The 22,204-nt window shown below is 70.7% G+C and carries 16 protein-coding genes; 6 read left to right on the forward strand and 10 right to left on the reverse strand.

Annotated elements, in window-relative coordinates:
• Positions 1–97: 97 nt before the first annotated feature.
• Positions 98–1,300: a S8 family peptidase gene (locus OG972_RS09665; protein WP_266980116.1), complete on the reverse strand. Its 1,203-nt coding sequence runs from the start codon at positions 1,298–1,300 to the stop codon at positions 98–100.
• A 670-nt stretch (positions 1,301–1,970) separates the two neighbouring features.
• On the opposite strand from OG972_RS09665, the gene OG972_RS09670 reads away from it, so the two are divergent.
• Positions 1,971–4,358, forward strand: a complete 2,388-nt coding sequence (locus OG972_RS09670; RefSeq protein ID WP_266980118.1) for an MMPL family transporter — start codon at positions 1,971–1,973, stop codon at positions 4,356–4,358.
• Between the two features lie 7 nt (positions 4,359–4,365).
• Here the strand turns inward: OG972_RS09670 and mgt are convergent, their stop codons facing one another.
• From mgt to OG972_RS09690, 4 genes are read right to left on the reverse strand one after another with little or no spacing between them, the layout of a single operon-like run.
• Positions 4,366–5,556, reverse strand: coding sequence for a macrolide-inactivating glycosyltransferase (gene mgt, locus OG972_RS09675; RefSeq protein WP_266980120.1), 1,191 nt, complete (start codon positions 5,554–5,556; stop codon positions 4,366–4,368).
• 54 nt (positions 5,557–5,610) lie between these two features.
• Positions 5,611–6,918 carry an ABC transporter substrate-binding protein gene (locus tag OG972_RS09680; protein WP_266980122.1) on the reverse strand — a complete coding sequence of 436 codons (1,308 nt, stop codon included), beginning with the start codon at positions 6,916–6,918 and terminating at the stop codon, positions 5,611–5,613.
• Entirely contained in the window at positions 6,918–7,757 is an 840-nt protein-coding gene (locus OG972_RS09685; RefSeq protein ID WP_266980124.1) for a carbohydrate ABC transporter permease, read from the reverse strand. The genes OG972_RS09680 and OG972_RS09685 overlap by 1 nt, the downstream gene beginning before the upstream one ends.
• Positions 7,754–8,713 carry a carbohydrate ABC transporter permease gene (locus tag OG972_RS09690; RefSeq protein ID WP_266980125.1) on the reverse strand — a complete coding sequence of 320 codons (960 nt, stop codon included), beginning with the start codon at positions 8,711–8,713 and terminating at the stop codon, positions 7,754–7,756. Before OG972_RS09690 ends, OG972_RS09685 begins: the two co-directional genes overlap by 4 nt.
• Before the next feature lie 126 nt (positions 8,714–8,839).
• Between OG972_RS09690 and OG972_RS09695 the strand changes: the two genes are divergently transcribed.
• Positions 8,840–9,706, forward strand: a complete 867-nt coding sequence (locus tag OG972_RS09695) for a phosphotransferase enzyme family protein (RefSeq protein ID WP_266980126.1) — start codon at positions 8,840–8,842, stop codon at positions 9,704–9,706.
• A 205-nt stretch (positions 9,707–9,911) separates the two neighbouring features.
• Here OG972_RS09695 and OG972_RS09700 read toward each other — a convergent pair whose 3' ends face one another.
• Together OG972_RS09700 and OG972_RS09705 are read right to left on the reverse strand one after the other, a co-directional pair.
• Entirely contained in the window at positions 9,912–10,640 is a 729-nt protein-coding gene (locus OG972_RS09700) for a 3'-5' exonuclease (RefSeq protein WP_266980127.1), read from the reverse strand.
• A gap of 105 nt (positions 10,641–10,745) precedes the next feature.
• A complete protein-coding gene (locus tag OG972_RS09705) occupies positions 10,746–11,978 on the reverse strand; it encodes an SAV2148 family HEPN domain-containing protein (RefSeq protein WP_266980128.1) in 1,233 nt (410 codons plus the stop codon).
• 380 nt (positions 11,979–12,358) lie between these two features.
• On the opposite strand from OG972_RS09705, the gene glgX reads away from it, so the two are divergent.
• Complete coding sequence (gene glgX, locus OG972_RS09710) at positions 12,359–14,512, forward strand: glycogen debranching protein GlgX (RefSeq protein WP_266980129.1); 2,154 nt, start codon at positions 12,359–12,361, stop codon at positions 14,510–14,512.
• Positions 14,513–14,609: 97 nt separating this feature from the next.
• Positions 14,610–16,985 (forward strand): malto-oligosyltrehalose synthase, encoded by a 2,376-nt coding sequence (gene treY / locus OG972_RS09715; RefSeq protein ID WP_266980130.1) that lies wholly within the window; start codon positions 14,610–14,612, stop codon positions 16,983–16,985.
• Positions 16,986–17,028: 43 nt separating this feature from the next.
• Here treY and OG972_RS09720 read toward each other — a convergent pair whose 3' ends face one another.
• Both OG972_RS09720 and OG972_RS09725 read right to left on the reverse strand, forming a co-directional pair.
• Complete coding sequence (locus tag OG972_RS09720; protein WP_266980131.1) at positions 17,029–18,078, reverse strand: cytochrome P450; 1,050 nt, start codon at positions 18,076–18,078, stop codon at positions 17,029–17,031.
• 155 nt (positions 18,079–18,233) lie between these two features.
• The gene (locus tag OG972_RS09725) at positions 18,234–18,827 is read right to left on the reverse strand and encodes a DUF1707 and FHA domain-containing protein (RefSeq protein WP_266980132.1); all 594 of its coding nucleotides are present in this window, start codon (positions 18,825–18,827) and stop codon (positions 18,234–18,236) included.
• A 203-nt stretch (positions 18,828–19,030) separates the two neighbouring features.
• Between OG972_RS09725 and OG972_RS09730 the strand changes: the two genes are divergently transcribed.
• Together OG972_RS09730 and OG972_RS09735 are read left to right on the forward strand one after the other, a co-directional pair.
• The gene (locus tag OG972_RS09730; RefSeq protein ID WP_266990374.1) at positions 19,031–19,963 is read left to right on the forward strand and encodes a GNAT family N-acetyltransferase; all 933 of its coding nucleotides are present in this window, start codon (positions 19,031–19,033) and stop codon (positions 19,961–19,963) included.
• Positions 19,964–20,177: 214 nt separating this feature from the next.
• Positions 20,178–21,089: a GNAT family N-acetyltransferase gene (locus tag OG972_RS09735; protein ID WP_266980134.1), complete on the forward strand. Its 912-nt coding sequence runs from the start codon at positions 20,178–20,180 to the stop codon at positions 21,087–21,089.
• Here OG972_RS09735 and OG972_RS09740 read toward each other — a convergent pair.
• Positions 21,061–22,191, reverse strand: coding sequence for an alpha-L-fucosidase (locus OG972_RS09740; RefSeq protein WP_266980135.1), 1,131 nt, complete (start codon positions 22,189–22,191; stop codon positions 21,061–21,063). The two genes, OG972_RS09735 and OG972_RS09740, sit on opposite strands and share 29 nt — an antisense overlap.
• Positions 22,192–22,204 lie beyond the last annotated feature (13 nt).

A 22,204-nucleotide genomic window follows, 5' to 3' on the forward strand; every position in this document is an offset into this window, starting at 1 on the left:
TGTGGTCATGGGCACACGATAGGGCGGTCTGCCCGAGCAGCGCGGCCGCCGCGCCCCGTGGGGGAGAGCGCGGCGGCCGCCGATTCGGTGGTGCCTGCTACTCAACGACCTTCAGCAGCTTGTTCGGCGTGCCCTCCGTCGCGTTGGAGATCGCGTCGGGGGTGGCGCCGCTGGTGAGCGCCGTGGCGACCTCCGCCGGGGTGGCGTCCGGGTGTCCGGCGAGGTAGACGGCGGCGGCACCGACGACGTGCGGGGTCGCCATGGACGTACCGGAGATGGTGTTCGTCCCGTCGTCGCTGTCGTTCCAGGACGAGGTGATGTCCGAGCCCGGGGCGTAGATGTCCACGACCGAGCCGTAGTTGGAGAACGACGACTGCTCGTCGTCCACCGTGGACGAGGCGACCGTGATGGCCTCCGGGACGCGGGCCGGGGAGCCCTCGCCCGCGTCGGCGGACTCGTTTCCGGCGGCCACCGCGAAGGTGACCCCGGAGGCGATGGCCTTCTGGACCGCTGCGTCGAGAGCCGGGTCGGCGCTGCCGCCGAGGCTCATGTTGGCGACGGACGGGCCCTCGTGGTGCGCGGTGACCCAGTCGATGCCGGCGACGACCTGCTCGGTGGTGCCCGAGCCGGAGTCGTCGAGGACGCGGACGGCAACGATCTTCGCCTTCTTCGCGACGCCGTACGTCGCACCGGCGATGGTGCCGGCCACGTGGGTGCCGTGGCCGTTGCCGTCGTCGGCGCTGTCGTCGTTGTCCACGGCGTCGAAGCCCGAGGTGGCTCGGCCCTCGAACTCCTCGTGCGTGATACGGACACCGGTGTCGATGACGTACGCCGTGACACCCTCACCCGCACTGTCCGGGTAGGTGTACGCGTTGTCGCCCGCGGTCTCGGTCTGATCGATCCGGTCGAGACCCCAGGACGGCGGGTTGTCCTGGGTGGCGTCGATGTGGAACTTCTTGTTCTGGACGACCTTGGACACGGCCGGGTCGGCCGCGAGCCGCTTGGCCTCCGTCTGCGAAAGGCCGCTGGCGGAGAAGCCGTTGATGGCGGAGCTGTAGGTGCGCTTCAGCTTGCCGCCGTACTCCGTGGCGAGCTTCGCCTTGTCGGCCTTCTGGTCCAGCATCACGATGTAGCTGCCCTGGACGGCGGTTGCCGCGTCGGCGCCGTAGACCGTCCCCATCGTCGGGGCGGGCGTGGCTCCGGCGAAGGACGTGCCGAACAGGGTGACTCCGGCGGCTGCAGCCACGGCGGTGATCGCCGCGGTGAGCTTGGTCCGGCGTGCGCGCTTGTGTATGGCCATGAAGAGGGGTCTCCTCGTCATTCTTTGTGGGGGGATTGGCCCTCGGCCGGAAGATCTCCGGGGGCTGGCTCGACCCTCACCCATTGACGCGCGCAGATCAACCCCTTCACGCAGCTGTGACTTACTCAACAACCTTTCGTAATAAGGAACCGGCCAGCCATGTTCAAGTCGGGCACCCAACCTGCCAACGACCTTTACAAACAGGGTCCTTGCGCCATCCCCGGACGGGAATGAAGCGGCAGAGCACGGTGGCGAAACGCCACGGCGAGCAGGCACGCCCGCATGGTGGTGGTGCGGGACGTGAGAACCGGGGCCACTCACCGGGCCGTTCCACCATCGGTCTCCACCGGAGCGCGGGCGTCCCCTGCCACCGCGGTCCAGGTCACGGCCGGCTCCTCAGATGCCCCCACGCGAACCGGCCCTACAGACCGTGCCCCTGCTCCCCGGCGAAGCCCTGAGCGAGATGCCCAAGCACGGGGAGACGCCCGACAGCCTTTTACGTGTAGGGGCCTTGGACCGCCCCTCTCAGGGATCCACCTGGCCCGCAAGGTGGAGAACGGGCCCCGCAGGTTCACCGGGGAGCATGAGGAGACGACTCGATTCCGCCCATAACTTCGGAGCAGCGACGCCGGCAGGGAGCCGACGTCGGCCACGAGGGGGCAGGTCCGTCATGGGAACAGTGGATTCGGCGCGCACGGGGGCGCCACGGGTACGCGGCATCGCCGCCCGGGCCGGCGGCTGGAGCGCACGGCACCGATGGGCGGCGGTGACCGTATGGGTGCTGTTCGTCGTTCTCGCGATGGGACTCGGCTCGGCGGCCGGCCGGGTCGACGTGAAGGAGAGCGATCAGCTGTCCGGCGAAGTGGGCCGGGCCGTGCAGATCACCGAGGACGCCGGGCTGAAGGATCCGGCGGGCGAGACCGTGCTCATCCAGGCCGACAGCCCCTCGGTGAAGGCCACTTCACCGGAGTTCCGCTCGGCCGTCGACGCCGTGATGCAGGCGGTCCAGTCCACCGGTGAAGTGACCGCCGTGACCTCCCCGTACGTGACGAAGACCATCTCGGCCGACGGTCGCAGCGCGCTCGTACAGTTCGAGATGCGCGGGGATCCCGAAACGGCGAGCGCGCGCGTCGAACCGGTGCTGAAGGCCGTCGACAAGGTCCAGGGCGAGCACGACGGTCTCGTGATCGAGGAGATCGGCAGCGCCAGCATGGGCAAGACCTTCGATGACGCCTTCGGCGACGACTTCCAGCGGGCCGAACTCTCCGCCGTACCGGTCGCCCTGGGCATTCTGCTGATCGCGTTCGGGGCCCTCGTCGCCGCACTGCTGCCGGTGGCTCTGGCCATCACGGCGATCATCGCGACGATGGGGCTGATGGGCGTCGTCAGCCATCTCCAGCCGATGAGCGAGACGGCGAACTCGGTGATGCTGCTGGTCGGTCTGGCCGTCGGTGTCGACTACTGCCTCTTCTATCTGCGGCGCGAGCGCGAGGAACGGGCCAAGGGGCGCGACGCCCGGACCGCCCTGATGATCGCTGCGGCAACCAGCGGGCGCGCGATCATCGTCTCCGGTGTGACGGTCTGTGTCGCGATGGCGGGCATGCTCTTCACCGGTCTCGCCGAGTTCGAGGCGATGGGGCTCGCCTCGCTCATGGTCGTCGCGGTCGCGATGGTCGGCTCGGTGACGGTCCTTCCCGCCCTGCTCTCGCTGCTCGGCGAGCGGGTCGAGAAGGGGCGGGTGCCGTTCCTCAACCGCCTCAAGCGGTCCGCCGGCACCCAGCCGAAGTCGACCGCTCACAACAACCGCCCACAGCCGTCGGCCGTGCAACCGGGCCATGCGAGCGGCGAGAGCCGGGTGTGGCGTGCGGTACTCGACTCGGTGCTGCGCCGCCCCTGGACGGCGCTGGTGATCGCGGCGGGCGCACTCACCGCGATTGCGCTGCCCGCCGTCGGCATGCACACCCAGAACCTCACCCTGGACCAGGAGTTCGGCAACTCGCTCCCGATCGTGCGGACGTACGAGCGGCTCAACGCGGCATTCCCCGGCGGCGCCGACCCGGCCCGGGTCGTGGTGAAGGCCGACGACATCAACGCCGCTCCGGTACGTCAGGCGCTCGCCGACTTCCGCGAGCAGGCCGTCGCGTCGGGCGCCTCCAAGGGCCCGGTCGACATGGTGACACACGACGCGGAGAACATCGCGGTCATCGACGTACCACTGGTCGGTGGATCCGATCAGAGCAGAGCCGTCAAGAGCCTGGATCTGCTCCGTGACCAGGTGCGCCCGGACACGCTCGGCAAGGTCGACGGCGTCGAGGCGCCGATCACCGGTCAGGTCGCGGGGTCGAAGGACTTCAACGACCAGATCGTCGGCGCGGTGGTGCCGGTATTCGCCTTCGTCGTCGTCTTCGCCTTCCTTTTGATGCTGCTCTGCTTCCGTTCACTGACGATCGCGGTGACGTCCATCGTGCTCAACCTGCTGTCGGTGGGCGCCGCGTACGGCATCCTGACCGCCGTCTTTCAGCACGGCTGGGGCGCCTCTCTGGTCGGTGCGGAAGGGGTGGGGGCCATCATCTCCTGGCTGCCGCTCTTCCTGTTCGTGATCCTCTTCGGGCTCTCGATGGACTACCACGTGTTCGTGGTGTCCCGGATCCGCGAAGCCCGGCTGCAGGGCCGTTCGACCAGGGACGCGATCGCCCACGGCGTGGTGACAACGGCAGGCGTGGTGACCAGCGCGGCGGTCATCATGGTCGCGGTGTTCGCGATCTTCGGCACGCTGTCGATGCAGTCCATGAAGCAGATGGGCGTGGGCCTGGCCGCTGCGGTGCTGATCGACGCGACGATCATTCGCGGGGTGTTGCTGCCGGCCGTCATGGCGCTGCTCGACGAACGCAACTGGTACCTGCCGCGGTGGCTGAGGTGGCTGCCGGACCTGACACACGACGAGTCGGCCGTCGCGGACGGGGTTCGCGACGGCCTGGCCCCTGGTGCGATTCCCTCCCATGCCGTTGGGGCCACGGGGGAGACCCAGGACAGTACGCTCACCGGACAGTCCCGATAATCCCTGCTCAGGCGGGCAGTTCGGCTTCGATGAGGCCGGCTGCCCGCCGCGTGCCGCCCTCCCCCGCCATCCGTTCCCGTACCGCCGCCGCCTTCGCCGCCACCGCCGGGTCCCCGGCCAGAGCGAGCACAGCGGCGCGCAGCGCCTCCGGCGTCACCTCATCCCTCGGCAGGTGACGGGCGACGCCCAGCGCCTGCAGCATGTCGGCGTTGCCGAACTGATCGACCGCCTGCGGGACGGCGACCATCGGGGTGCCGGTGGCGAGCCCCTCCTGACTGCCGCCCGCACCGGCGTGGGTGATGAAGACGTCCGCCTGCTTGAGCACGGAGAGCTGCGGCACCCAGGAACGCACCTCCACATTCGCGGGTACGTCCCCGAGTTCGGCGACGTCGACGAACGCACCGATCTGAAGCACGACATGCCAGCCGGGCAGGTCACCGAACGCCTCGATGCAGTCGCGGTAGAAGCTGGGCTGCTGGGTGAAGGCCGAGCCGAGCGACACCAGCAGCACCTTCTCGGCATCCGCGGGCCGCTGCCACTCCCCCTGGTCGGCGCGGTCGCCCAGGCAGGCACCGACGAAGGTGTGGACCTCGCGGTCCACCCTGTCCGCGTTCGGCTGGAGCACCTCGGGGATCAGGACGACCGAGCGGCGCGGTCGGCCGACGAACGGGTCGGGATGCTGGTCGATGCCGTTCTCCGCAAGCCAGTCCGCGAACCGCTTGCGGTACGCCCGCCCGCGTTCACTGCGCATCAACTCGGCGGTCATCGGCTCGCCGACCTCCTCCTCGTATCCGTCCCAGGCGACCAGGTTGGGCGAGAGGGAGACCGCGGGCACGCCCCAACGGTGGGCGAGGACGCGGGCCGGGTAGGAGGTGATGTCGTGCAGGACGAGGTCCGGCTCGTCCCCGTCGAAGGCCTTGATGAGCTGAGGCAGCGCCTGGACGGCGTCGTCGAGGAACGGCTCCAGGTGGTCGATCGGCTCGGTGCCCCAGTCCTCCGGTGCGGTGGGCAGGACCGAGGTGTAGAGCACCGGTTCGGCTCCGGTGGCGGCGACCTTCTCGGCGAAGGACGGCGGGATGGCATAACTGACGCGGTGCCCACGGCCAACGAGTTCCCGGATGACTTCGAGGCTCGGGTTCACGTGTCCGTGGGCGGCGATGGAGAACATGGCGATGTGGGCACGCCGGATATCCGTCATACCCACACCATAGACGAGACGAGACGTCTCGTGCAGCCAGGATTCCTCTTCCTGTCAGCGCTGATAGCGCGCCAGGACCCGGTTCCCGTCGTCGACCAGGCGTTTCTTCAGTTCGTCCCGTCCGATCGCCCCGCTGTAGTACTCCTGGAGTGCGGGCGTGGCGACCTTGTCCTTCCACTCGGGGTAGCCACGCACCGACTGGGCGGGCGCCGGGCGCAGCCCCCTCGCGAGTGCGGCGCCGGTCGCCCAGCCGTTCTCGGCCGTGTGCAGAGCCGGGTCCGCGAGCGCCGCCGTGCCGGTCGGGAGCATCCAGTCCCCCTGCGCCAGGCGCACCATGTTCTCCGGGCGCAGCAGGAAGTCGATGAACTCCACGGCCGCCTTCTTGTGCGGGCTGGCCTCGGCGACCGAAAGGGTCTGCGGGCTCACACCCTGGGCGAGCCCGTCGCTGCCCGCGGGTGCCGGCAGCACGGTCCACTCGAAGCCCTTCGGGGCCTGCTCGACGACCTGCTGACGGTACGAGAAGCCCAGCGGAACCATCGCGTACCTGCCGCCGAACAGCCCCGGGAGAGTGTCGGAGCCTCCCATGCCGAGCGTGGTGCGGGCAGCGCTGTGGTCGGTGTTGACCTGGTCGCGGATGGTGCCGGGCATGACCTCGTCGCCCTCGTCGAGACGGATGGTCACCTTGCCGTCGGCGCCGCGGTGGAAGAGCCGGCCGCCGCTGGAGACTCCGAGGTTGAGGGTGACGGAGACCGGTTCCCGCAGCGGCCAGGCGACTCCGTACGCCGCCTTCCCTTCCCCCTTGCCTGTCAGTTCCTTGGTGACCTGCCGGAATTCGTCCCAGCTCCAGGGCTTCTCGGGGCTCGGGATCCGGACCCCGGAGGCCTTGAGGATCTTGGTGTTGGCAATCAGGACCCGGGGTTCCTGGAGGAACGGCACCCCGTAGACACCGTCGCCGAACGTTGCAGTCTGCCAGCTCTGCTGCGGGATGTCGGCGGCCAGCCGGCTGGGGAGCAGTGTGCGCAGGTCGGCGAGATAGCCGGCGTACGCGAAGTCGGCGAGGTCGTCGGAGGCGTCATGGATGACATCCGGTGCCTCGTCGCCCTCGAAGGAGGTGAGCAGCTGGTCGTGCACGCTGTCCCAGCTGCCCTGGACGTACTCGACCTGGATGTCGGGATGGGCCCGGTTCCACTCCTCGACCAGCTGCTTGTTGGCGTCGACGGACTCCTTCTGCCAGGCCAGCGACTGGAAGCGGAGCTTGATCTTCCCGCTGTTGTCCGTTCCGCCGCCGGCACCGCTGCAGCCGGTGAGGAGCAGAGCGAGTGCGGTGGCCGCGGCGGCTGCGGTACGCACGAGTGCCCGCATCAGCTCTTCACCGCCCCGGCGAGCATGCCCCCGGTGATCCGGCGCTGGATGATCGCGAAGAGAACCAGGGAGGGCAGGGTGGCGAGAAACGCGGCGGCTGCGAGCGGCCCGAGCTCGGCCGCGCCCTCCGCGCCGAGGAAGTGGGTGAGTACGACCGGCAAGGTCTGCTTCTCCGGAGTCTTGAGCAGGACGAGCGCGAAGAAGAACTCGTTCCATGCGGTGATGAACGCGAAGAGTGCGGTGGCGACGATGCCGGGGGCCAGCAGCGGAACGGTGACCGAGACGAGTGTCCGCAGTCTTCCGGCGCCGTCGACCGAGGCGGCCTCCTCGAGTTCGGGGGGTACGGCGCGGACGTACCCGACCAGCATCCACAGCGCGAACGGCAGCGCCCAGACGACGTACACCGTGATCAGCCCCCAGAGGGTGTTGATCAGATGCAGATTCTTCAGGATCAGGAAGAGCGGAATGATCAGCAGGACGAAGGGGAACGCCTGGCTGACGACGACCCAGCCGGTGGCGGCCGCCGTGAGCCCGGTGCGCCGCCGGGCCATTACATAGGCCATGGGTGTGGCGACGACGACGGCGATCAGAGCGGCGGAGACCGCGGCGACCAGCGAGTTGGCGGCGGCCTGCAGCAGGGGCTGCTCGTCGAAGGCCTGCCGGAAGTTGTCCAGGGTCGGATGCTCCGGGATCCAGGTGGGGTGCAGGGAACCCAGTTCGCGCGCCGGCTTGAAGGCGGTGGAGATCAGCCAGAGAAACGGGAACGCCAGGAAGACGAGGTAGCCCAGGAGCGCGACGTACTGTCCCGCGCGGGCGGATCTGCTGGTCCGGAGACTCACTGGTCCTCGCCTCCCCTGAGCCGGCCCGCGAGGTGGACGGCGAGGACCACGGAGATCACCGCGACCATCACACAGCCCATCGCCGCGGCGTAGCCGAACTGGCCGTAGCGGAAGGCTTCCTCGTACGCGAAGAGCATCGGCAGCCGGGTCCGGCCACCGGGACCGCCGTTGGTCAGGACATAGACCAGGGCGAAGGAATTGAAGTTCCAGATGAAACTGAGCGCGGTGATGGAGAGCGCGACCGGTCTGAGGGCCGGCCAGGTGACGGTACGGAACCGGCGCCAGGCACCCGCGCCGTCCAGGGCGGCCGCCTCGTGGAGTTCGTGCGGGGTGTTCTGGAGCCCGGCCAGAAGCGCGACGGTGGTCTGCGGCATGCCCGCCCAGACGCCGACGACGATCACGGCGGGCAGCGCGGTGGCGAGTCCGGTCAGCCAGTCCCGGCCGTCACCGAGCCCGAGATCGCGGATGGTCTCGTTGAGGACGCCCGCGTCCGGGTTGTAGACCAGCCGCCACATGATGCCGACGACCACTTCGGGCATGGCCCACGGGATGATCGCGAGGGCCCGCGCCAGCCAGCGCATCCGCAGGTTCTGGTTGAGCAGGAGGGCGAGGCCGAGGGCCAGGACGAACTGCGGGACGGTGACGCCGACCGCCCAGACGAGGCCGATCCGGAACGAGTCCCAGAAGAGGGCGTCGTGGAGCAGGTCCTGGAAGTTGAGCCCGCCGACCCACTGGGTGGAACGAGTGCGGCCGGACTGGGCATCGGTGAACGCCAGCGCGATGCCATAGAGCAGCGGGCCGACGCTGAGGATCAGGATCGGGATCAGGGCAGGCAGCACAAGGAACCATGTACCGGAGTGCCGGTTGATCCGCGGGGCTGTTCCACCGTGCCTGGACTCCGGACTCCCGGGCGGGCCAAGCCGCCCGGACTGTACCGTTGCATTCGCTAACGTCATGAATTCGACCCCCTTGCGTCATTGGATCGGTTTCACCCGGATCTGGCCGCTCAGGTGGCCCCCGCCATGGTGCTGACGGGTCGTCGGTTCGTCAAGGTCGCCTGCACAGATGCGAAAATTGGATCCATGAACGAAATGCGTGCGCGCGAGGTGCTGACCGCTGCCGGACTGTCCGACGGCGCGGAGCTGCTCGCGCTGGGTGAGAACGCGGTGTTCGCCGTCGGAGGCCTGGTGGTCAAGGTCGGCCGGAACGCCGTGCAGAACCCGGAACTGCTGGCCCGGGCCGAGCGCGAGGTGGCCGTCGCGGAGTGGCTGGCCGGATCGTCGGTCCCCGCGGTGCGGGCGGCCGAGCCGAAGGCGCGGCTGGTCGAGGGGCACCCGGTGACGGTCTGGCACCGGCTCCCCGACGCGGTACGTGCTGCCCAGCCGCGGGATCTGGCGCAGCTGCTCACCCTGGTCCACGCACTGCCCGCCCCGGAGGGCTTCACGCTGCCGCGGCGTGAGCTGCTCGGCGGGGTGGAGCGGTGGCTGCGGCTCGCGGGCGACGCGATCGATCCGGCCGACGCACAGTATCTGCGGGAACGGCGGGACGGATTCGCGACGGCGGCTGCGGCACTGGTACCGCATCTGGTGCCGGGGCCGATCCACGGAGACGCGCTGCCACGCAATGTCCATGTCGGCCCGGACGGACCGGTGCTGGTGGACCTGGAGACGTTCTCCACGGATCTGCGCGAGCACGATCTGGTGGTGCTGGCGCTGTCCCGGGACCGGTACGGGCTGACGGCGGAGGCGTACGACGGATTCACGGACGCCTACGGGTGGGACGTCCGCGAGTGGGACGGGTGTGCGGTGCTGCGGGGGGCCCGCGAAACGGCGAGTTGCGCGTGGGTCGCACAGCATGCGCCGGGGAATCCGGCGGCGCTGGCGGAGTTCCGACGCAGGGTCGCGTCCTTGCGCGACGAAGCCCCCGAGGTGCGGTGGTATCCGTTCTAGTGCCCCTCCCGGCAGGCATTGCCCCGTCGCACCGCCCAGCACGCCCGCTCGCGCCTGGCGGTGAGGAGTCTGCTGTCGGTAATGGCCGAAATGGTCGGTCAGCAGAATCTCGTTGGGGTCCTCAAGGCCGACAGTGATGTGTTCCTGAACGGGGGCTTGATCGGTGCGGGCGCGCTCGCCCTGCCCCGGGCACCGGGGCATGCGTTCAGGTGGTGACCTGGGCCGGTTCGCGTACGGGCCAGTGGGGGTCGATCACCGCGTCCGCGGTGCCCTTGCGGCGCAGGAAGGACTGGAAGTCGGCTGCCCAGTCCGCGTACCACGTGATCTGACGCTCGTGGAGTTCGCCCGCCGTCAGCGCGGCGACCGAGCCGTGGCGTGCGGCTATCGCGTACGCCACCCGTACCGCCGCCAGCGCGTCCGCGCCCGCGTCATGCGCACCGCCGTGCACCACCCCGTATTCGACGCAGACCGCCTCCAGCGTCCGCTTGCCCTTGCGGTAGCGGTCGACCGCCCGGTCGATCGTGTACGGGTCGACGACCGGACCGATCCCGGCACCGCCGAGCCGGTCGCTCAGGGACGGCAGCCCGTGCCGGCGCAACTCCGCCGTCAGCAGCGTCAGATCGAAGGCGGCGTTGTATGCGACGACCGGCACCCCCTGGCGCCAGTAGCCCGTGAGCGTCTCGGCGATCTCGTCCGCCACCTCGCGCGCCGGCCGGCCCTCCGCCGCTGCCCGCTCGCTGCTGATGCCATGGATCGCCGAGGCCTGTGCGGGAATCCGGATCCCCGGATCCGCCAGCCAGGTGCGCTGCCGCACCGGCTCCCCGTCCCTGCCTCCGACGCCGACGACCGCGGCCGTCACGATCCGGGCCTCCAGCGGCTCCGTGCCCGTCGTCTCCAGGTCGAAGCCGACCAGCGCCTCCCGGTGCCAGCTCATCCCGTACCTCCTTCGTGGTGCTCTCCCCCAGGTGATGACCACCCTGCCATGCACCACTGACAACGCGTACGACAGGTGACGCGTACGGCAGGTGGAGCGAGGGGCTCAGGAGACGGGCCGGGAGTCCGTCCACACGGACTCGAACTCCTCGCGGTACGTCTCGAAGAGCCCGTGCTCGTTGTCCTGACCCGCCCGGACCACCGCCCGGCCCCCGCCTCGCAGCACCAGCACAGGCGCCTCCATGCCGCGTGCGCGCCGCAGATAGGGCTGAACGACGCCCACCGCGTCCGCCCCGTCGCCGTCCACCAGATAGGCCGTGAAGCGCGGTGTCTCGTCGAAGACGTGGATCTCGAACGCGCCCGGATCACGGAGTTTGGAACGGACCCGGCGCATGTGGAGGATGTTCATCTCCACCGACCGGCTCAGCTCGCCCTTCTTGAGCCCGAGTTCCCGCTCACGCCGCTTGACCGCGCTGCTCGCCGGGTTGATGAACAGCAGCCGGATCCGGCAGCCCGATTCGGCGAGCCGGACCAGCCGGCGGCCGGAGAAGTTCTGCACCAGCAGATTGAGGCCTATGCCGATCGCGTCGAGGCGGCGCGAACCGCCGAAAAGGTCCTCGGCGGGCAGCTGGCGCTGCAGCCGGACCCGGTCGGAGTGGACGGAGACCACATCCGCGTACCGGTCGCCGACCAGTTCCTCGACGGCGTCGACCGGCAGCCGGTCCGCGGACGGCACCGCGGCGCCGCTGCCCAGGATCTCCAGGAGACGCGCCGAGGCGCGCTCGGCCTGGGCGAGGACCGCCTCGTTCAGCGCACGGTTGCGGGAGACGACATTGCGGGCGACCTCCAGTTCGTCGAGTGCCAGCTCGACATCGCGCCGGTCGTCGAAGTACGGCTCGAAACAGGGCCAGTGCTGGACCATCAGCTCCCGCAGCTGAGGGAGCGTGAGGAAACTGAGCACGTTGTCGTCGGCCGGGTCGAGCAGATAGCCCTTGCGGCGGGAGACCTCGCGCACGGCGACGGCGCGCTGCACCCATTCCTGTCCGGCGGGCCCCGCGGCGGCCACCACCCAGTCCTCGCCGTGCACCGGCTCGTAGATCGGCCGCAGTACCGCGGCGACCACGGACCGCAGCCGCTGTTCCACCAGATTCAGCCAAATATAGGCGCGTCCGGCCCGCTGGGCCCGGGTCCGGACCTCGCTCCAGGCGTCCGCGCCCCAGCCCAGTTCGGCGCCGATCTCCATGGGCTGCGCAAGCGATACCGCCCCGGGCGGGGCGTCGACGGATTCCCCCTCGTGACCTGGGTCACCTGGGGGCAGCTCGAACCCTCCCGAGCTCACCCGCGCACCGCCTTCCGCTCCCCCACCAACGATCAAGGAAGGGTACTCCGGGAGCGGGAGCCGGTGCAGCAGGATGGACAGGCTCCTTTCTCAACTCCCCCAGGTGTCAAGCACGTTCCCTGCGGCAAGATCTGCCGTAGTGAGCTGATTCATAGCGATTGAGGACCCCGTCAGGGGCCGCATTCCGGACGTGTGACCCGGACAGGTTCGCGGATTCCGGTTCCGGGCGACACGGAGAGGCCCGATGTTGACCGGTCAGGCGGACGTGGCCGACCGGACCGTGCGACGTCCTAGGTGCGGGGCACTCTTTCGGGGAAGATCTGGCCGGGTCGGTCCCAAGTGCCCCCAGCACCCGGATCAGAAGTGGAAGAGTCATATCTATGCAGGTCTGGCCGGGACAGGCGTATCCCCTCGGCGCCACGTACGACGGCGTCGGCACCAACTTCGCGGTCTTCTCCGAGGCCGCCAACCGAATCGAGTTGTGCCTGCTGCACGACGACGGTTCCGAGACGGCGGTGGAGCTGAGGGAGACCGATGCCTTCGTCCGCCATGCCTATCTGCCCGGGGTGATGCCCGGTCAGCGGTACGGATTCCGGGTGCACGGGCCGTACGAGCCGCAGCGCGGAGCCCGCTGCAACTCGGCGAAATTGCTCCTCGACCCGTACGCGCGGGCGGTCTCCGGGCAGATCCGGTGGGGCGAGGCGGTGTACGGCTATCCGTTCGGCCGGCCCGACGCGCGCAATGATCTGGACTCGGCGCCGCACACCATGAGCTCGGTGGTGGTCAACCCGTACTTCGACTGGGGCGACGACCGGCGCCCCCGTACGGACTACCACCGCACGGTGATCTACGAGGCCCATGTGAAGGGGCTGACGATGCTCCATCCGGGGCTGCCGAAGGAACTGCGTGGTACGTACGCGGCGCTGGCGCATCCGGAGGTCATCGCGCATCTGACGGAGCTCGGGGTCACGGCGATCGAGCTGATGCCGGTGCACCAGTTCGTCCAGGACCACCGGCTGGTGGACGCGGGGCTCGCCAACTACTGGGGCTACAACACCATCGGTTTCTTCGCCCCGCACAACGCGTACGCCTCCCGCGGCGACCGCGGGGAGCAGGTGAGCGAGTTCAAGCAGGCCGTACGGGCCCTGCACCAGGCGGGCGTCGAGGTCATCCTCGACGTGGTCTACAACCACACCGCGGAAGGCAACCACCTGGGACCGACACTCTCGTTCCGCGGGCTCGACAACGCCTCGTACTACCGCCTCGCGGATGATCAGCAGTACTACATGGACACCACGGGGACCGGGAACTCGCTGCTGATGAGGTCCCCGCACGTGCTGCAGCTGATCATGGACTCACTGCGGTACTGGGTGACCGAGATGCATGTGGACGGCTTCCGCTTCGATCTCGCGGCCACCCTGGCCCGGCAGTTCCACGAGGTGGACCGGCTGTCGTCCTTCTTCGACCTGGTGCAGCAGGACCCGGTGGTCAGCCAGGTGAAACTGATCGCCGAGCCGTGGGACGTGGGCGAGGGCGGCTATCAGGTGGGCAACTTCCCGCCCCTGTGGACCGAGTGGAACGGCAAGTACCGGGACACGGTCCGGGACCTGTGGCGGGGCGAACCGCGGACCCTCGCCGAGTTCGCGGGGCGCCTGACAGGATCCTCGGACCTGTACCAGGACGACGGCCGGCGTCCGCTCGCCTCGATCAACTTCGCCACCTGCCACGACGGCTTCACGCTGCACGACCTGGTCTCGTACAACGACAAGCACAACGACGCGAACGGCGAGGACAACCAGGACGGCGAGAGCCACAACCGGTCGTGGAACTGCGGCGCGGAGGGCGAGACGGACCAGCCGGAGGTGCTGGAGCTGCGCGAGCGGCAGATGCGGAACTTCGTCGCCACGCTGATGCTGTCCCAGGGGGTGCCGATGCTGAGTCACGGCGACGAGTTCGCGCGGACGCAGCGGGGCAACAACAACGCGTACTGCCAGGACAGCGAGCTGTCGTGGGTGCACTGGCCGGAGCCTCGCAAAGCCGGTACGGAGGACGACGAGGGGGACGACCGGGAGTCCCGCAGCAGCCTGCTGGAATTCACCCGGGCGATGGTCTGGCTCCGCCGCGACCACCCGGTCTTCCGGCGCCGCCGGTTCTTCCACGGACGGCCGGTGGAGGGCACGCACGACGAGCTGACGGACATCGCCTGGTTCACGCCCGAGGGCAGCGAGATGACACAGCGGGACTGGCAGGCGGCGCACGCCAAGGCACTGACGGTCTTCCTGAACGGGCACGCCATCTCGGAGCCGGGCCCGCGGGGCGAGCGGATCTCCGACGACTCGTTCCTGCTGATGTTCAATGCGAGCGCCGACACGCTGGAATTCGCCGTTCCGGTGAACCATGGCCGGCAGTGGTCGGTGGTGGTCGACACGGCCCGCCCGGAGGGGGTGCAACCGGGAGCGGGTCCGAAGGTGTCCGCCGGCGACCGTGTGAAGCTGGTGGGGCGGAGCATGGCGGTGCTGCAGCGGCCGGCGTAGTCGTCGGGGCAGCACGCCCAGGGAGGCGACCCCTCGTCCGGATGGATCGGCCGGATGCCGTGTCACAGTCGGCTCCAGGCGGGGTACGTACGTTCGCATGACGCCCACCGCCACGTACCGGCTGCAGCTCCAACCGGACTTCCCGTTCTCGGCCGCCGGACACGCGGTGCCGTATCTCGCCGCGCTCGGCGTCTCCCATCTGCACCTGTCGCCGGTCCTCGAAGCCGTGCCCGGCTCCAAACACGGCTACGACGTGGTCGACCACAGCCGTGTCCGGGCGGAGCTCGGCGGTGAGGAGGGGCTGCGGCATCTGGCCGCCACGGCGCGGGAGCACGGACTCGGGCTGGTGCTGGACATCGTGCCGAACCACATGGCTGCCGTCCCGCGCCACAACCGGGCTCTGTGGGAGGTCCTCCGCGAGGGCCCGGAATCGCCGTACGCCCGCTGGTTCGACATCGACTGGGCGGCGGGCGACGGGCGGGTGCTGCTGCCGGTGCTCGCCCGGCGGATCGGCGACGAGATGGAACGGTTCCGGGTGGACGGGGAGGTGCTGCGCCACGGCGAGCAGGAGTTCCCGCTCCGGGCCGGCACCGCCGGTCTTCCGCTGCCGAAGCTGCTGGACGCCCAGCACTACCGGCTCGGCTGGTGGCGCCTGGCCCGTACCGAGCAGAACTACCGGCGGTTCTTCACCATCTCGGACCTCATCGGAGTCCGGGTGGAGGACCCCGAGGTGTTCGCGGCCACCCACGGCAAGATCCTCGAACTGGTCCGGGACGGTGTCGTCGACGGACTGCGCATCGACCATCCCGACGGGCTCGCCGACCCCGCCGGCTATCTGGAGCGGCTCGATGAGGCGACCGGCGGGCGGTGGACGGTCGTGGAGAAGATCCTCACCGGTACCGAGCCGCTCCCCGCGGGCTGGGCCGTCGCGGGGACGACGGGGTACGACGCGCTGCACCGGATCGACGGGCTGTTCACCGATCCGACGGGCGCCACCGAGTTGCTCGGCCGGTACCGGGAGTTCGCCGGCCCGGCCGGGGACCGCGGCGGCTACTGGTCGACGACGGTCCGCCGGGCCGCGTACCGGGTGGTGACGCATGAACTGGCCGCGGAGACCGCGCTGCTGACCCGTCTCGCCGTACGCATCTGCGCCGAGGACCACGCACTGCGCGACCACGCCCCGTGGGCGCTGCGCACCGCCATCGACGAACTGCTCGTCCGCGTCCCGGTCTACCGCCCGTACGTCACGGCGGGTGGGCCCTGCAGCGAGGCGGCGGAGGCGGCACTGCCGGACACGGCCGTACGGGACGCCAGGGCGTTGTTCTCCGTGCCCGAGGAGGCAACGGCCGTCGATGTGGTGCGGGACCTGGCGCTTGGGCGGCTCGGTGACGGGCCGGACCGGGCGGCATTCTGCGCCCGGTTCGCGCAGACCGCGTCGGCGCTGCGGGCCAAGTCGGTCGAGGACACGGCCTTCTACCGGTACGTGCCGCTGATCTCGGCGACCGAGGTCGGCGGTGATCCCGGGTGCCCGGCGGTGGCTCCGGAGGAGTTCCACGCCTTCTGCACCCGGCTGGCGCGCGACTGGCCCGCCACCGGCACCGCGCTGACCACGCACGACACCAAGCGCAGCGCGGACGTGCGGGCCCGGATCGCGGTCCTGTCGGAGTGTCCGCAGCAGTGGTCGGAGCTGCTGACGGAGCTGGCGCGGACAGCCCCGACGGCGGTCGCGCCCGATCCGCAGCTGGCCTGGCAGGCCTGGCAGACGGCGTTCGGCTGCGCGGGGCTGCCCGCCGATGAGCTGGCGGGCCGTCTGGAGCCTGCGCTGTTGAAAGCCGTACGGGAAGCGGGTCTGTTCACCAGCTGGACGGAGCCCGATCCGGTGTACGAGCGGGCGGTGTCGGACTTCGTCGCGGCCGGTCCCGCCGCCGGCACCGGGCCGGCACGGGAGGCGTTGCAGCGGTTTGCGGCCTCACTGGAACCCTTCACCCGGGCCAACGCGCTCGGCGCGGCCCTGGTGCAGCTGACCATGCCAGGGGTACCGGACCTGTACCAGGGGACGGAGCAGGAGTACGTGGCACTGGTCGACCCGGACAACCGGCAGCCGTTCCGCCGCCCGCCCGAGAAGGATCCCGTCAGCGAGAAGGCAGCGCTCACGGTGGCGGCACTGCGGATGCGGCGGAATCGGCCGGAGCTCTTCGGCGAGGCGGGGACGTACACCCCGCTGACCGCGCAGGGCCCGGCGGCCGCGCACTGTCTGGCCTTCTGCCGCTCCGGCGAGGTCGTCACGGCGGTGACCCGGCTGTCGCTGCGGCTGGCCGGAGCGGGCGGCTGGCGCGGGACGACGCTGGCGCTGCCGGGCGACGGTCCGTGGACGGATCTGCTCACGCCGGGACGGGAGTTCCCGGGCGGTCCCGTCGCGGTGGCCGAGTTGTTCGCCGAACGACCGGTGGCACTGCTCCGCGCCTGTCGTTGAACCCGGGGGCGGAGCAGTCCCGGGGCCGAGGCCCGACAGGCTCTCAGCCGGGTCGTACGAGGAGGGTCCGCGGGCCGCGGGTGAGCAGTCCGGTACTGGACGGACGGAATCCGTCCGCCCAGCGGAGCCGGGGCATGGCGTCGAGCAGGGCACGCACCCCCTCTTCGGCCTCCAGCCGCCCGAGCAGGACGGCCGGACAGGACTCCGGTCCCCCGGTGGACCGGTCCTGGTCGGTCCGGAAGGGGTCGAAGAGATCGGGGGCGGCGTACCGCTCGGGGTCGCGGCCCGCCGCGCCGATCAGACAGGCGACGGGCGCCCCGGCGGGGAGCGTGCCGCCGCTGACCCGCACCTCGGCGACGGTGCGGCGCAGCACGACCTGCACGGGCGGGTCGCGGCGCAGCGACTCGCTCCAGGCGCGGCGGGCGAGGGCGGGTTCGATGCGCAGGGCTGCCAGGAGGTCGGGGTCGTCCAGCAGATTGGCGAGGAAGGAGGCGAGCGCCGTCTCACGGAGGCCGGTCCGGCTGGTGCAGGGGGTGATGGGGTGACCGGGCGGCTGCGCCGGGTCCGGTGAGGCGCCGGGTGCGGCGGCGCCCACGGGCAGCCAGCGGCAGAACTCCTCGACCAGATCGGCCTGTTGCCGCCCCGCGATGCGGCGGGCGAGGACGTAGGCGGTCCGTTCGACGCGCTCGGAGAGGTGGCGGGGCGCGGCCGCCGCCGGCCGCGCGATGTCCTGCGGCCGGGGCACGCAGAGCCTGCTGCCGTGGCAGAGCCCGCGCGGCGCGGGGCCACCGCGGGGCGCGCCGTCGTGCGGGAAGCCGGTGAACCGTGGGTCCGTGAGGGCGGTCGACACGTCGGCGTGCCTGCTGAGGAGCCAGGCGCCGAGGGGTGCGTCGTAGCTGAGCGGGTACTCCTCGCGCAGCACGCGGTAGAGCGGGTACGGATCGTGCGCGGCGCCGGGCGCGAGCAGGCTGGGGCCGGTGCCGGGCCGGGCGGTCCTGTCGGTCCGGCCGGGACGCGCGGTCCGGGCGACGCGGCGGCCGCGGTCCGGCGCGGAGATGGGCGGGGGTATGCCGTCGGGCGCGTCGGCCTGCATCCTTGCCCCCCGGGTTCGGTGCGCCGCTGTGTGGCGCGGATGAACCAAGGGGACCACCGCGCAGAGCTCAGCGCAGCGGAGACACGGCCGTTCGGGTGAGGGTGCCCGTCGCACGCAGCAGCTCCGCGAACGCCGCCGCGGCCCCTGACAGGCTCTCAGGCCGGACGCCCGGGAAGCCCCGGCGCCCCGGGCGGCTTGAGTGCGGGCGCGGACAGCCGGAAGGTGATCCGGCCGAAGCTCACCTGGTCCCCGTCGCGCACCGACACCGCACCGGTCACCCGCTGCCCGTTCACACACGTGCCGTTGGTCGAGCCGAGGTCGCGCAGGATCCAGCGGCCGCCCTGCACGGTGAGTTCGGCATGCTTGCGCGAGACGGTCTCATGGGTGAGCCGCAGCCCGTTCGCCGGATCGCGTCCGATGAACACGGGGTACGGGCTCGGGGCGGGCAGCAGCAGTTTCGGCAGCCGCTCGGCCTGCCAGGCCCTGCGTAGCCGGGCCGGGAACCCGGACACCTCGCCGACCACCCGGAACAGCCCCTGCGTCCAGCGCCCTTCGCTCCGCAGGTCGGCGGTGAGTGCCGCCAGCTCCTCCGGGCGGCGGGCGGCCAGGGCCAGTTCCATGCGCCGTACGAACGTGTCGTGGGAGAGCCTGCCCTGCGCGGCGCCTTCTCTGAGCACACCGAGAACACGGTCGCGCTGAGCATCGGACACCCGCGCGGGATACGTGTGGAACTCGAAGGACGACGTCACACGGTCAATTGTCGGGGCGACCGCCCCGGAGTGTCCAGAACAACGCCGCTTGCCGCCCGCCTGACCAGCGCGGAACGGACCGGCCGAATATTCGCGGTGGTGTCCGGGGAACGTTGCTACTGTCTGCCGCCGCGTGCCGTGCGGTGCCCACCGCACGGCGGGACGCGCCCCAAGGAGACTCTGTGACCGCTGTACCCCCGGCCCTGACTGTCCGTCCGCTCACCGGGCCGGACGAACTGGGCCTCTTCTGCCGTCTGTCGTACGTCCTCGACCACGAACTGGCCGACGACCTCGCAACGGGCCGCCGCCGCCCCGAGTGGATGTGGGTGGCGCTGCGGGGAGACCGCGTGGTCGCCCGCGTCGCCTGGTGGAGCCAGGGCGGCGACATACCCCTCGCGCTCGACTTCTTCGACCTCGACGACACACTGCCCGAGCCCGAGCGCACCGAGACGGGTCTGCGGCTGCTGCGGGCGGCAGCGGCGGCCGTGCTTCCCGCCGGTGTCCCGCGTCCCGAGTACGGCCGTTTCGTACCGCCGGACTGGCGCGAGGACCCGGTGGCGCGCGATCTCGTCGAGGCACGGATCCGGGTGATGGAGCGCACCGGTGCGCGCATGCTCGTCGAGCGGCTGCGCCTGGAGTGGCGGGCCGGTACGCCGGTGCCCGCCGACAGCGGCCGGCTGAGGTTCCGCCCGGTGACCGGGCGCGAGGATCTCCTCGCGCTGATGGCTCCGGTGATGGAGGGCACGCTCGACGCGCACGGCCAGGAGGACCTGGCGTCAGGGCTGTCCGCCCGCGAGGCGGCGGAGAAGCATTACGACGAGGAACTCGGCGCGTACAGCACCCCACGCGAGTGGTGGCGCATCGCCGAACTCCCGGGCGGCGAGCCGGTCGGGTTCGTGATCCCGGCCCGCAACAGCTACAACCCGATCATCGCGTACATCGGCGTGCTGCCCGCGCAGCGCGGTCACGGCTACATCGACGACCTGCTCACCGAGGGCACCCGGGTGCTCGCCGCGCAGGACGGGGTGGAGCGGATCCGGGCGGCGACGGACCTCGGCAATGTGCCGATGGCGAAGTCGTTCGCGCGCCTGGGGTACGTCAATTTCGAGCGCGCGTTCAACATGGTCTGGGACTGACGACCTGATCCACTCTCTGTCGTGCACCAGGTCGTAATCCGGTGGACGGGCCACCGCAGGGCCGGTTACGGTGGCCACCCGCCCGAAGACCGAGGAAGGAGGCGAGAACAGTGCGTACGTGTACCACTTCATTCCCGCGCTCCCGTCCCGTTCGCCGGGCGGTTTCGGTTTCGGTCTGACCGGGAGCGCATCACTTCTTCCGGAGGACTCTTCCATGACCGATCTGGTCATCCGCGCGCTCACCGAGAGCGACGCACAGCTTTTCCGCACCCTGCCCGACCGCGGTCTCGTCGGCCGCGCCGCCTTCGGGCACAGCTATGCCACCGTGCGCGAGGGTGGTGAGTACCGCCCCGAGTGGACCTGGATCGCCGAGCGCGACGGTGTCGTGGTGGCCAGGGCCGCCTGGTGGTCGGGGCCCGCGGACACCGCACCCGTGACGCTCAACTGGTTCGACTTCGCCGACGGCGAGGACGAGGCGGGCACCGAACTTCTGCGGCAGTCACCGCTGTACGCCGAGTACGAGCTGATCCTGCCCGCCGGCTGGCGGGACCGGCCCGACGTCGCGGCCGCCGCCGAGGCCAGGATCGCCGCCGCCCGCGCGGCCGGGATGAAGCCGCTGGTCGAGCGGTACCGGTACCAGTGGACGCCGGAGTGCGGGCTGCCCGAGCGGCCCGGCCGGCTCACCTTCCGGCCGGAGCCGGACGACGCGGTGATCCTCGACGTGCTGCGCCGGGTCCACTCCGTCACGCTGGACGCACACGCCCGCCGGGCCATCGAGGGACCCGGCGGACTGGAGCAGGCGGCGCAGGAGGAGCTCGACTTCTTCCACTGGTGCCCCTCGCCGCGCTCCTGGTGGCAGCTCGCGTACACGCCCGAGGGCGAGGTGGCCGGACTCCATGTGCCCGCCCGTAATCCGGGCGGTCCGTGCATCGGCTTCATCGGGGTCGTACCCGAGCAGCGGGGCCACGGCTACGGGTACGACCTGCTCGTCGAGTGCACGCACTTCCTGGCCGCCGAGGGCGCCGAGTTCATCGCGGGCGCCACCGATCAGGGCAATGCGCCGATGGCGGCCGCGTTCGCCCGGGCCGGCCATCCGGTCACCCAGGAACGCATCCATCTGGTGTGAGGTTCGGGGTGAGCTCCGCCAGCCAGTCCAGGCGGAGCTGCTGCTCGGCGGGGATGGTCGCATCCTCGCCGCGCGGCCCCACATTGAGCAGCAGGTTGCCGCCCGCGGCCGCGGTCTCCGTGACCAGTGAGGTCAGCGCGGGGCGGCTGAGGAAGGCGTCGGGTGAGGAGTTCCGGTTGTAGCCGAAGCTGTGGTCGATGCCCCGGGTGATCTCGTACGGGTCCGGGCCGGTGTAGCGGGCGAACTCGGGGGTGCGGAAGTCGTAGTACGGGGGCTTGCGCGGCACGAACCCCTCGCCCTGCGCGATCGTGCGGCGCTCCCACCGGTCGTACAGGGCCTTGGCGCCCGGCAGGGCGAGGGCGCGCCACATCGGCGCGTAGGGGAACAGCCGGTCGTTGACGACGCCGTGCGGGACGGTGAAGCGGAAGTACTCGATGAGCCGCTGGACGTCGGTGCGCGAGCCGGGCCAGGCGATGTCGTTCCACAGGATGTCGGGCCGGTAGCGGCGTATCAGTTCGCGCATCTGCGCGTCGGCGTACGCCGGGTAGTCGCCGCGCGGCACGGCGGAGACGGTGTCCGCGCCGGTTCCGACGGGCCGGTCGTCGAAGGTCCAGTCGAGCCCGCCGGAGTAGTAGACGCCGAACCGCAGCCCTTCGGCCCGGACCGCTTCGGCGAACTCGCCGACCACGTCGCGGGTGGTGTGCCAGCCGGTGCGGTGCGGGTTGCGGACCTCGGAGGGCCAGAGGCAGAACCCGTCGTGGTGCTTGGTGACGAGGACGGCGTAGCGGGCGCCGGCAGCACGGAAACTGCGGGCCCAGGCCGCCGGGTCCCAGCCGTCCAGGCCGTCGTTGAAGTCGTTGCCGAAGTCGGTGTACGGCCGGGTGCCGTAGGTCGCCCGGTGGTGGGCGGAGACGGGGCTGCCGGGGAAGCGGAGCGCGTTCTCGTACCACTCGGCGTACGAGGTCCAGCCGAGCGGCGTCCGGCGGCCGGCGAGGGGCAGCTCGTCGGCGGGAACGTACGGCGGGGCCCAGCCCGGTACGGACGCGGGTGTCCAGTGCACAAAGATCCCCAGCTGGGCCTGGGACCACCATGAAGCAACCATGGCGCGAAGTATT

Source organism: Streptomyces sp. NBC_01669 (assembly GCF_026339735.1).
GTDB lineage: Bacteria > Actinomycetota > Actinomycetes > Streptomycetales > Streptomycetaceae > Streptomyces > Streptomyces yanii.

Excerpts from the sequence above, each read along its gene's own strand:
- OG972_RS09690 (WP_266980125.1), bottom strand. The coding sequence starts at position 8,713 with ATGACGTTAGCGAATGCAACGGTACAGTCCGGGCGGCTTGGCCCGCCC.
- OG972_RS09700 (WP_266980127.1), bottom strand. The coding sequence starts at position 10,640 with ATGAGCTGGCACCGGGAGGCGCTGGTCGGCTTCGACCTGGAGACGACG.
- treY (WP_266980130.1), top strand. The coding sequence starts at position 14,610 with ATGACGCCCACCGCCACGTACCGGCTGCAGCTCCAACCGGACTTCCCG.
- OG972_RS09665 (WP_266980116.1), bottom strand. The coding sequence starts at position 1,300 with ATGGCCATACACAAGCGCGCACGCCGGACCAAGCTCACCGCGGCGATC.
- glgX (WP_266980129.1), top strand. The coding sequence starts at position 12,359 with ATGCAGGTCTGGCCGGGACAGGCGTATCCCCTCGGCGCCACGTACGAC.
- OG972_RS09695 (WP_266980126.1), top strand. The coding sequence starts at position 8,840 with ATGAACGAAATGCGTGCGCGCGAGGTGCTGACCGCTGCCGGACTGTCC.
- OG972_RS09735 (WP_266980134.1), top strand. The coding sequence starts at position 20,178 with ATGACCGATCTGGTCATCCGCGCGCTCACCGAGAGCGACGCACAGCTT.
- OG972_RS09670 (WP_266980118.1), top strand. The coding sequence starts at position 1,971 with ATGGGAACAGTGGATTCGGCGCGCACGGGGGCGCCACGGGTACGCGGC.
- OG972_RS09740 (WP_266980135.1), bottom strand. The coding sequence starts at position 22,191 with ATGGTTGCTTCATGGTGGTCCCAGGCCCAGCTGGGGATCTTTGTGCAC.
- mgt (WP_266980120.1), bottom strand. The coding sequence starts at position 5,556 with ATGACGGATATCCGGCGTGCCCACATCGCCATGTTCTCCATCGCCGCC.
- OG972_RS09680 (WP_266980122.1), bottom strand. The coding sequence starts at position 6,918 with ATGCGGGCACTCGTGCGTACCGCAGCCGCCGCGGCCACCGCACTCGCT.
- OG972_RS09720 (WP_266980131.1), bottom strand. The coding sequence starts at position 18,078 with ATGCAGGCCGACGCGCCCGACGGCATACCCCCGCCCATCTCCGCGCCG.